This is a genomic window from Halochromatium roseum (genome assembly GCF_016653315.1).
Classification (GTDB): Bacteria; Pseudomonadota; Gammaproteobacteria; order Chromatiales; family Chromatiaceae; genus Lamprobacter; species Lamprobacter roseus.
Genome location: NZ_NHSH01000026.1, coordinates 1 through 8,188, shown reverse-complemented (window position 1 = coordinate 8,188; position 8,188 = coordinate 1). Strand labels below are relative to the sequence as shown.

Annotated in this window: 10 protein-coding genes; 4 read left to right on the top strand and 6 right to left on the bottom strand. The window is 63.1% G+C overall.

Annotated elements, in window-relative coordinates; all coding sequences use genetic code 11:
- Window positions 1–131: 131 nt before the first annotated feature.
- The 3 genes from CCR96_RS02630 to CCR96_RS02620 all read right to left on the bottom strand — a co-directional run bounded on the left by CCR96_RS02630 (window position 132) and on the right by CCR96_RS02620 (window position 2,529).
- A complete protein-coding gene (locus CCR96_RS02630) occupies window positions 132–1,433 on the bottom strand; it encodes an MFS transporter (RefSeq protein ID WP_201216631.1) in 1,302 nt (433 codons plus the stop codon).
- Window positions 1,430–1,813, bottom strand: coding sequence for a PH domain-containing protein (locus CCR96_RS02625; protein WP_201216622.1), 384 nt, complete (start codon window positions 1,811–1,813; stop codon window positions 1,430–1,432). Before CCR96_RS02625 ends, CCR96_RS02630 begins: the two co-directional genes overlap by 4 nt.
- Window positions 1,814–2,064: 251 nt before the next feature.
- Window positions 2,065–2,529, bottom strand: a complete 465-nt coding sequence (locus CCR96_RS02620; protein ID WP_201216613.1) for a hypothetical protein — start codon at window positions 2,527–2,529, stop codon at window positions 2,065–2,067.
- Window positions 2,530–2,581: 52 nt separating this feature from the next.
- Between CCR96_RS02620 and CCR96_RS02615 the strand changes: the two genes are divergently transcribed.
- Complete coding sequence (locus CCR96_RS02615; protein ID WP_201216606.1) at window positions 2,582–2,740, top strand: hypothetical protein; 159 nt, start codon at window positions 2,582–2,584, stop codon at window positions 2,738–2,740.
- Window positions 2,741–2,860: 120 nt separating this feature from the next.
- Here CCR96_RS02615 and CCR96_RS02610 read toward each other — a convergent pair whose 3' ends face one another.
- On the bottom strand, window positions 2,861–4,042 hold the full coding sequence (locus CCR96_RS02610; RefSeq protein ID WP_201216601.1) for an MFS transporter: 1,182 nt from the start codon (window positions 4,040–4,042) through the stop codon (window positions 2,861–2,863).
- A 123-nt stretch (window positions 4,043–4,165) separates the two neighbouring features.
- Entirely contained in the window at window positions 4,166–4,726 is a 561-nt protein-coding gene (locus tag CCR96_RS02605) for a hypothetical protein (RefSeq protein WP_201216594.1), read from the bottom strand.
- A 255-nt stretch (window positions 4,727–4,981) separates the two neighbouring features.
- On the opposite strand from CCR96_RS02605, the gene CCR96_RS02600 reads away from it, so the two are divergent.
- Window positions 4,982–5,701, top strand: coding sequence for an MBL fold metallo-hydrolase (locus tag CCR96_RS02600; protein WP_201216585.1), 720 nt, complete (start codon window positions 4,982–4,984; stop codon window positions 5,699–5,701).
- A 397-nt stretch (window positions 5,702–6,098) separates the two neighbouring features.
- Here the strand turns inward: CCR96_RS02600 and CCR96_RS02595 are convergent, their stop codons facing one another.
- On the bottom strand, window positions 6,099–6,722 hold the full coding sequence (locus CCR96_RS02595; protein ID WP_242518380.1) for a hypothetical protein: 624 nt from the start codon (window positions 6,720–6,722) through the stop codon (window positions 6,099–6,101).
- Between the two features lie 217 nt (window positions 6,723–6,939).
- Here CCR96_RS02595 and CCR96_RS24350 point away from each other — a divergent pair, with 217 nt between their 5' ends.
- Both CCR96_RS24350 and CCR96_RS02585 read left to right on the top strand, forming a co-directional pair.
- A complete protein-coding gene (locus tag CCR96_RS24350) occupies window positions 6,940–7,710 on the top strand; it encodes a lytic transglycosylase domain-containing protein (protein WP_242518378.1) in 771 nt (256 codons plus the stop codon).
- Window positions 7,711–7,829: 119 nt separating this feature from the next.
- On the top strand, window positions 7,830–8,066 hold the full coding sequence (locus CCR96_RS02585) for a hypothetical protein (RefSeq protein WP_242518377.1): 237 nt from the start codon (window positions 7,830–7,832) through the stop codon (window positions 8,064–8,066).
- The last annotated feature ends 122 nt before the right edge of the window (window positions 8,067–8,188 follow it).

Genomic DNA, 8,188 nt, shown 5'->3' with positions numbered 1-8,188 from the left:
CAGGTTCATCGCGCCGCCTCGCCAATCAACATTGCCCGGCAGTTTGAACCAGACGCGCGGAAATGTCCAGATCCGAGGGTAAGTGCTTCTAAGGTGCGTCAGTTAGGCGTAGAACGGTTTCGCCCTGCCGCTCAAGCCTCTTTCACCACTCGCGCCGCTCCAATCCGCAAGCGTTCGAACGAGAGCAGGGCGCCGATCAGGAACCCGCATTCCACCGCAAAGGCGCCGCCATAGGCGAGCAGTGCCGCCTCGCCGGTGACGCGATTGAGCCCATCGACCAGCCCGGCGCCGAGCAGGTTGGCCAGCGCGCGGCCCAGCTGAAAACCCAAGCCCCACACCCCCAGCAAGAGCCCGGCGCTTTGCGCACTGGTGAAGTCCACTGTCTGCGCCAATAGACTGGCGGCGGCCAGTCCGGTGCTCAGTCCAAGCCCGAGCACGCACAGCTGCAGCAACAGCGGCTCCTGCAGCACACCGGCCAGCACCACACCAGCGAAGAGTGGCAGCAACAGCCCGATGCCCAGCCGGTAGAGCCGTGCCAGTCCGAGCCAGGGGATCAGCACCAGCCCGGAGACCAGGATCGCCGCCAGCGCCCCGATGCCCCAGAACATCGTGAGCTGCGTGGTCGCGGCCACGTCCATCCCCAACACCAGCCCAGCATAGGGCTCCATCAGCACATCCTGCATCTGGGTGCCGAGCAGCGTTAGCGCGATCACTGCCAGGAACAGCCGCGCCTGTGGATCGGCCCAGACCAGTTGGCGAAAGCGCGGCCAGAAGGCGCCCGCGCGGGCCTGCTCGGCCGCCTCGCGCAGCCGTTCGCTGCGCGGCTCCTGGCCGATGCTGGCGAGCACCGAGAGCAGCATGGCCAGCAGTGACAGGACCAGCACCACCAGCACCAGGCGTTCGGTACTGTAGGGACGCAACGCCAGCCCGAGCAGCCCGGCGCCGAGCACCATCCCGAGCAGTTTGACGACCTCATAGAGGTTCACCGCCCGCGAGCGCGCGACTCCGGCCTCGAAGCGATCGGTCAGCAGCGCCTGAAAGGTATTACCAGTGAGATTGCGCCCGATGCCATAGAGCAGCAGCCCGAACAGGATCAGCGCTGCGGTCGGACTGAACAGCGGCGGGGTGTGCACGACCAAGGCTACCGACAGTGCCACCCCGATGCCGGCCAGCAGCGCACCGACGATCAGATACGGCTCGCGGCGCCGACCCCAGAGCGGATAGGCATCGGACAGATGCCCAAGCCAGATGCGCACCGGGGAGATCAACAAGGGGATGGCCAGGAATAACCCGGCCAGGATCACCGGTAGGCCAAGCTCGACCACCATCACGCGGTTGATGACGCTGCCGGCGAGGATCGACAGCAGGGTCAGACTCAGCGGCAGTCCGGCGAGGCGAATCAGTGCCAGTGGGCGGTTGAGGGCGTCGCTCACTGCACGGCCAGCACCGCCGTCGCCAGTGCCTTCTGGATCTCGGTCACGTTATCCGCACCGCGCAAGGTCTTTGAGACCGGCTCGCTGGCCCCCGAGACCCAGACCTTCAGCTCCGCATCCAGATCGAAATGGCCCGCAGTCTCGACCGAGAAGCGGGTGATCGCCTTGTAGGGGATCGACAGGTACTCGACCTTCTTACCGGTCAGCCCCTGCTTGTCGATCAGCAGCAGGCGCGCGTTGGTGAAGATGAACTGATCGCGGATGACCTTGAAGGCGACCTCGATGGTCTCCTCAGCGGCGAGGATCGGCTCGAGTTCATCTGCGAGTTGGGCGGGATCGATGGTGGAGGCGTTGCCGAGTAGGCCACTCAAGAGTCCCATAGGTTGTCTCCAGTGTTCATGTTGTCGCGTCACCGCTGACGCTCGCTCAGGTATGTGACTTCATGTTACTCCCACGCGTCTCCTCGCTCCGCATCATGCCGTTATCATCCCCAGCGCAGAGCGCCATGCCCCGAGCTGGCGTGATCCCTGAGTAGGCGTGGCAGGTTGCAGCCGCCCATCGCACTGGCTGCCGATCACCTAACAGCCATGGCGATGCGATACCCCCGGCAGCTGAATGCCGCGAGATTGGGTTAACGCGAACCCGAACCCGCTTTGCGCAGCATCCAGCAGCCGATCAAGGCACCGGCTGGAATGGTCAGCAAGCCAAAGAGCGCAAGGCTAAACAGGCTGAAGACGACCGCTCCGATGATCCCCTGCAGCGGGTTCATTGGCAGTTCGCCCGCAGAGGTTCCAGCGGCGAGCCAGGGGTCATCGACCCAGGCATCCAGGATGAACAGCCACCAGCAGAGCAGGTGTGAGAGCAGCCCGGCGAGCGCGCCCGTGAACAGACCCGTTCGGCAGCGTCTTGCCTGCCGACGTTCGACCAACCAGCGCCAAAGCCCGAAGCCAGTGACAAAAGCGGCCGTGCTCGAGTAAACAGGAAAGGACTCCCAGCCGTCGCCGATCGCTGACCAGGCCACGTAGCTGCCCACGACAAGCCCCACCAGGGCAAAGCGTGCGGCAAACTGCAGACTGCTGGAGACGGGTTTGATCATAGGCTATCATCGGCGTTGGATTATCATAGAACCATGCAAATCAGAATGCACCATGATCAAAATGCATGGATACATCCCACGCCTCGCCGAGCAGGCGCTGCAACGCGGACTCTCGCGAGCCCCCGCGTTGGCCCTGCTCGGGCCGCGTCAATGCGGCAAGTCGACCCTGGCCCGCCAATGGTTGGGCGATGCGCCCGATCTACCTCGATGAGATCCACTGGTTGCCAGCGGGCTTCTCTGCTGTGCGCTCCGAGATCGACCGTGACCGCAGACCCGGGCGCTTTACAGGGCTGTTGGCGTTCTGGATTAACGGCAGCATGAAAACCAACACTCACCGCCGCAACCCCTGCCAAGCCAGCAGCGAGGCCAGCACGACCATCCCGGCGAGCAGCAACGCGACCCGCTCCATGCTCCAGCCCCCATCCAGCAACAGACCCACCGACACCGGTGCCACCGCAGTGGAGAAGATCATCGCCGACTGCGCCAAGGCGCGGATCGCACCCAGGTGGGTGCTGCCATAGAGCTCAACCCAGATCACGCCCATCAGGCTGTTGGCCAGCCCCATCCCGAGTCCGGCCAAGCCAAGATAGAGTGGCGCCAACCAAGGCCCATCAGCGAGCGCCAGCGCCAGCAGGGCCAACAACAAGGGCGTCAGATGCCAGGGCAGCAGCCGACGTGCACCGAGGCGATCGATCAAGGGACCGCTGAACGACAGCGACACCAGATGCGCCGCGGCAAAGGCGGGAAAGCTCGCCGCCAGCCAGGCCAGGGTCCAGCCCTTGGACTCGGCCAGTGGCACCTGATGGAAGAACACCGCCGTGGCGATGAACGGCGCGCCCATCAGCGCCGGTAGGATCAGATAGAAGCGTCGATCGCGCAGCACCTGCGCGCGGGTCCAGGGCGCGGGCTCATCGGATGAGTCGACCTCGAGGCTGGGACGCCCCGGGAAATGACGCCCGAGCAGCGCGAGCAAGACCCCGGTCAGCAGGACCAACAGCCCCGCAATCAGCCACCAGGTGGTGCGCCAGCCGAGCGCTGCGGCGAGGGCAACCACCAGGATTGGGGCGATGGCCTCCGCGACCGGAAAGCCGGCCGCCACCAGACTGACCGCCTTGCCGCGATGCTGACGAAAAGTGCGTGCCACCGCCGTCTGGGCGGTGTGCGTCATCAACCCCTGACCGAAGAAGCGCAGCAGGAAGAAGCCCAGCACCAGACCGGGCACCCCGACGCTGAGTGCGAGTGCGACACTGCCGAGTGCCGCACCCAGCACCACGCCGGCGATCATCAAAGGCAGTGCCACCCGATCGACCAGATGTCCGGCCGCGATCAGCAGTAGGGCACTCAGCAAGGTGGCAGCGGAATAGGCCAGCCCGAGCCCCCCATGCGAGAGGCCAAAGGTCGCGCGCCATTCGCCGCCAAACAGCGACAGCACAAAGGTTTGGCCGACGGCGGAGAAGGCGACCAGCAGGAAGCCAACGCTGAGGAAGCGCCAGTGACGCAGTAGGGGATGCAAGGCTGGCCTCCAGGGCGAGCTGGGTTGAGAAACGCGTGGCCGTCAGCTTGAGCAGGGGAAACCGCCCTTCAAGGACTGGACTGTCGACCTAGCCCAAGGTGGAGTAGCAACGCCCGATGATGCTCAACGACGAACGACGCCTGCGACCTCAGCGATCGCGGCCGCTGCGCCATCGAGTTCGAATGCTGTCTCAGCGAACCTGCCATCGGCATCGAGATAACCCAAGCTGAGCCTGTCCGCGCAGGCTTGCAGCGCAGCGATGGGACTTGTTGGTGCGTCCAGCCCATCGGCATGCTCGAGCACGAACGAGACGTAATGCGCGCCGGCATGATAGAGCGAGGAGGGCGGCTCACCGCTGCGCTGCGCCAGCTGGTGCGTCACTGCCTCGCGCGAACGGCGCTGCCCTCCATCGCCCCACCACCAAGCCAGGCTCGCCGACGAATCCAGCGCTGGGGCCTTCGCGGACGGCAGAAAGGTCACCCAGACCCGCGACTCATTGCTCGCGGCATGGAGCTTCAACTGATCGCCCTGCGCGTTCTTCACCACCGCGATTCTCACACGAATGTCATGGCGCGCATCGTAGAAGTCGCTCAGCGTCCAGGGCTGCTGCGCCCAGGCGGCCGCGCAGAGCGTCACGCCGAAAACGATCAATGCCAAGCGCCAGGATGCTCGCATAGGCGGCATGGTCGTACCTCATGGTGTTGGGGCGGTGAATGGCATCCAGCCCTGCAGCACGCGACAGGCGAACGGCATCGAGACCAAAGACCGAATCCGACAGACTGTGGCAGCCGGCGCCGAGGCTCCAGGAGACTGGTCAATCGCTGCCCGACCCAAGCCGCATGCATCATTGCTGAGCCCCGGCGTTGAACCCCGCCGCATCGGCGGCAGGGAACACCTGATGAGACTGACAACGCGCTCGGCCAACAACAGGACACCCCAATGACCGCCAACCTTCGCCTCACCATCCTCTTCGACAATCGGCCGAGCCCTGCCGGACTGACCGCGCTCTGGGGCTTCGCCGCGCTGATCGAGACCGGCGAGCGAGCCCTTTTGTTCGACACCGGCAGCAACGGGCGCGTGCTGCTGAAGAACATGGCCGCCCTCGGCCTCTCGATGGCTTCTGTCGATCAGCTGTTCCTGTCCCATCCGCACTGGGATCACATGGGTGGGCTGGATTCGGTGCTTGAGGCCAACCCGGCGCTCAGCGTCGTGCTGCACGAGGGCTTCTCCACACACCTGATCCAGGATCTGCACGGTCTCTGCCGCGAGGTCCTCGTCGTCGGCGCCGAGCCGCAGATCCTGGCACCTGGCCTGTTCTCCACCGGTCTGCTCGACAGCCAGCCGCCGGAACAGGCGCTGATCCTCAACCTGTGCGGCGTCACCCTGGCCATCAGTGGCTGCGCCCATCCGGGTATGGAGCAGATCGTCGAGCGCGGCCGGGTGCTGCTCGGCGAGCCGATCCGCTGGGCGATCGGTGGCTTTCATCTGATGTACGCAAATGATGCTGAGATCGCCAGGTCCGTGCAGGCCTTGCAGGTGCTCGGGGTGACCGATGTCTTGCCGACTCATTGCACCGGCGATGCGGCAATCGTCGCGTTTGAGCAGGCCTATGGTGAGCACTGCGTGAGCGGTGGGGTGGGGCGTCGATTGAAGCTTTGATCGGCGCCCTCGCGGCTCAGGATTGCTGCAAGCTGGGCTCTTTGCGAGCGTGTTGGCAAGCGATCTGCCGCCTGCTGCGAGCAGACCGCAATGCTGGTCATGTACTGACCATTCCAGCCGCAGCGATTGATTTGGCGGATGCTTTTGGACCTGTCACCAGGACTGCGCACAGGGTTATCCACAACGGCTGTGGAGCAATCGCTGTCGGATAATGAGCGATCAATCGGGGCAGGAGGTCGCGGTTCTGCAGTCAGGCCTCGACCTGCGGACCGTTGACTGAGCCATCTGCGTCAGCCCGAAGATCTTAAGTTTGAGGATCAGTCTCAGAGGCTTCGCGCGGAGCAACCGTCACAGCATTACCCTCATCATCGTCCTGCGAGGACGCTTCATCCTCACCCTACTCGTCGACATCGACCAACGAGCCCGTCGCCAACGTCAACGCGTTTACCGCGTCATCGGCCGCCAGCAGCTCGGCATCTTTACCCGCACGCCGTGCCGACTCGCGCGCGCGGCGCTCCAGATCAATGATCGAGCGTCCAAGCCCATAGACCAGGCGACGCAGGCTGTGGGTTGCATCCTTGCGTTGCTTGTTGCTCAGGAGGCCGGCGAACCAGAGCCCATCGAGGAGCATCAGGATCTTGTCCAACAACAGCACCAGGCGAACATAATGGGCCAGCTGCGGCGAGGAGAGCTGCAACGTGACCTCACGAGGATTTGTATAGCGCGGCACTGGCACGCCGCCTTCCTCGTCGGCGAGTGCCTTCAGCCTTGCATGCTCGTCCTGCAGCGTTTGGGCGACCGCCTCGATGCGCTCGGAGACCAGCGCCTCGATCTGGTCCATGTCGGACTCTTCACCGATGATGCGCAGCACCACCGAGATCGCATACAGCGCCTTGACCACGAGCACGAACGAATGGCCGCGCTGCAGCACGTACTGGGCATTCTGGCTGTGGATGGTCAAGGTCTGGTCGAGGACTGGTTTCGAGAAGCGGCGTTTCTGAGCAGTTAAGGCAGTGGCCATGCGCGGTCTCCGGGGCAGTGGAAATCCCAGAGGGTAGGGCGAGTTCGGGATTGCCGCAGCAAGGAAAGCTCAGCCCGTTGCGGATGATTTGACGCGACCCAAGCATTCTCAATCCCAGGTCAGGAAAGCTCGCCTAAGCGCTGAGGATTGGCTGTCGCCCGGCGTGAACAGGCTGGCTAGAGTGCGCTCAGTGATTGACCTGAACTGAGGGCGCCTGATGATTCGGAAACAGCGCGAGCATCGATTGACTTGGGTGGCGGTTGATGATGGTTTTGAAGCCATTGTTGCGGTCGCCCGAGGACAAGTCCTCTCCTCGGCACCGCTTCTGTGCAGTATCGGGCTCACCGCATCGCTCGCAGCTTGGGTGCCCATTGCCGCAGCAGAGCGGGTTGTCGATGACATCGCCTTTGAACGCCCACTGCGGGCGAACGAACTGCTGCGCACTTGGCATCGACAGGCGCGCCGACCCTCCCAAACGGAAGCGGTCGCAGGAACGACCGCATCAGCCCCGACGTTGATGATCCGTACCCTGACCAGCGAACCGGAGCGCTGCCGCATTCGCACGCCGAAGCTCACAGGACGGCTCGCCGAGCGCCGGGCACGTTATGCGGGGTTGATCGAGGCCGCCGCTGAGCGGCATCGTCTGGACCCCGAACTGATCCATGCCGTGATTCGTGCTGAGTCGGCCTATGATCCGCGCGCACGGTCTCCGGCGGGGGCCTGCGGTCTGATGCAGTTGATGCCAGTGACGGCGCAGCGGTTTGGTGTGCGTGATGTCTGGAACCCAGCGCAGAACATCGAGGGCGGTGTTGACTTTCTGCGCGTGCTGATCGATCGTTTTGAGGGCGATCTGAAGCTCGTGCTCGCGGCCTACAATGCCGGTGAGGGTGCGGTCGCCAAGTATGGCAACCGCATTCCTCCGTATCGGGAGACGCAGCAGTATGTGCGGCGGGTGTTGGGATATCTTGGGCGGGGTGCTATGGGTTAGAGAGCCAGGCGGATGCGATACGCTGTGTTGATGGCCCATCGGGCCTCTGGCTGTTAGCGTAGTGCAAAGTGATTGCAACAAACGGCTTGCCGTCTGAGTGTGATGAGAGGTTGATGGTCATGATGAAAGACGCCGTGACTTTGGATGAAGCCATCGATGTGGTGTTGCACCTACCGTCGGATCAGCAGGAGATGCTGATCGACATTCTGCGTCATCGCCAGATCGATGGTAGAAGGGAAGAAATCGCGGAAGATGCGCAACAGATGAAGGCCTTGTTGTATCGAGGACAGCTTGAACCTCAGTCGGCGAGAGAGGTGATTGCAGACCTCCATGAAGGATTGGAAAACGACCAATAGACTTGTGACTAAATAATATTTTTTTATTTTTCAGTAACCTGACGAGCATTCTTTCAGTAAGCTTTTTCAAAACAACAGCTTAACCTTGAAAAGTTATAATTCGACCCTATTAATAATTGAAT

Bases quoted from the DNA above. Each gene is read 5' to 3' on its own strand.
- CCR96_RS02625 (WP_201216622.1), bottom strand. From the start codon at position 1,813: ATGGGACTCTTGAGTGGCCTACTCGGCAACGCCTCCACCATCGATCCC.
- CCR96_RS02620 (WP_201216613.1), bottom strand. From the start codon at position 2,529: ATGATCAAACCCGTCTCCAGCAGTCTGCAGTTTGCCGCACGCTTTGCC.
- CCR96_RS02615 (WP_201216606.1), top strand. From the start codon at position 2,582: ATGATCAAAATGCATGGATACATCCCACGCCTCGCCGAGCAGGCGCTG.
- CCR96_RS02605 (WP_201216594.1), bottom strand. From the start codon at position 4,726: ATGCCGCCTATGCGAGCATCCTGGCGCTTGGCATTGATCGTTTTCGGC.
- CCR96_RS02600 (WP_201216585.1), top strand. From the start codon at position 4,982: ATGACCGCCAACCTTCGCCTCACCATCCTCTTCGACAATCGGCCGAGC.
- CCR96_RS02595 (WP_242518380.1), bottom strand. From the start codon at position 6,722: ATGGCCACTGCCTTAACTGCTCAGAAACGCCGCTTCTCGAAACCAGTC.
- CCR96_RS24350 (WP_242518378.1), top strand. From the start codon at position 6,940: ATGATTCGGAAACAGCGCGAGCATCGATTGACTTGGGTGGCGGTTGAT.
- CCR96_RS02585 (WP_242518377.1), top strand. From the start codon at position 7,830: ATGATGAAAGACGCCGTGACTTTGGATGAAGCCATCGATGTGGTGTTG.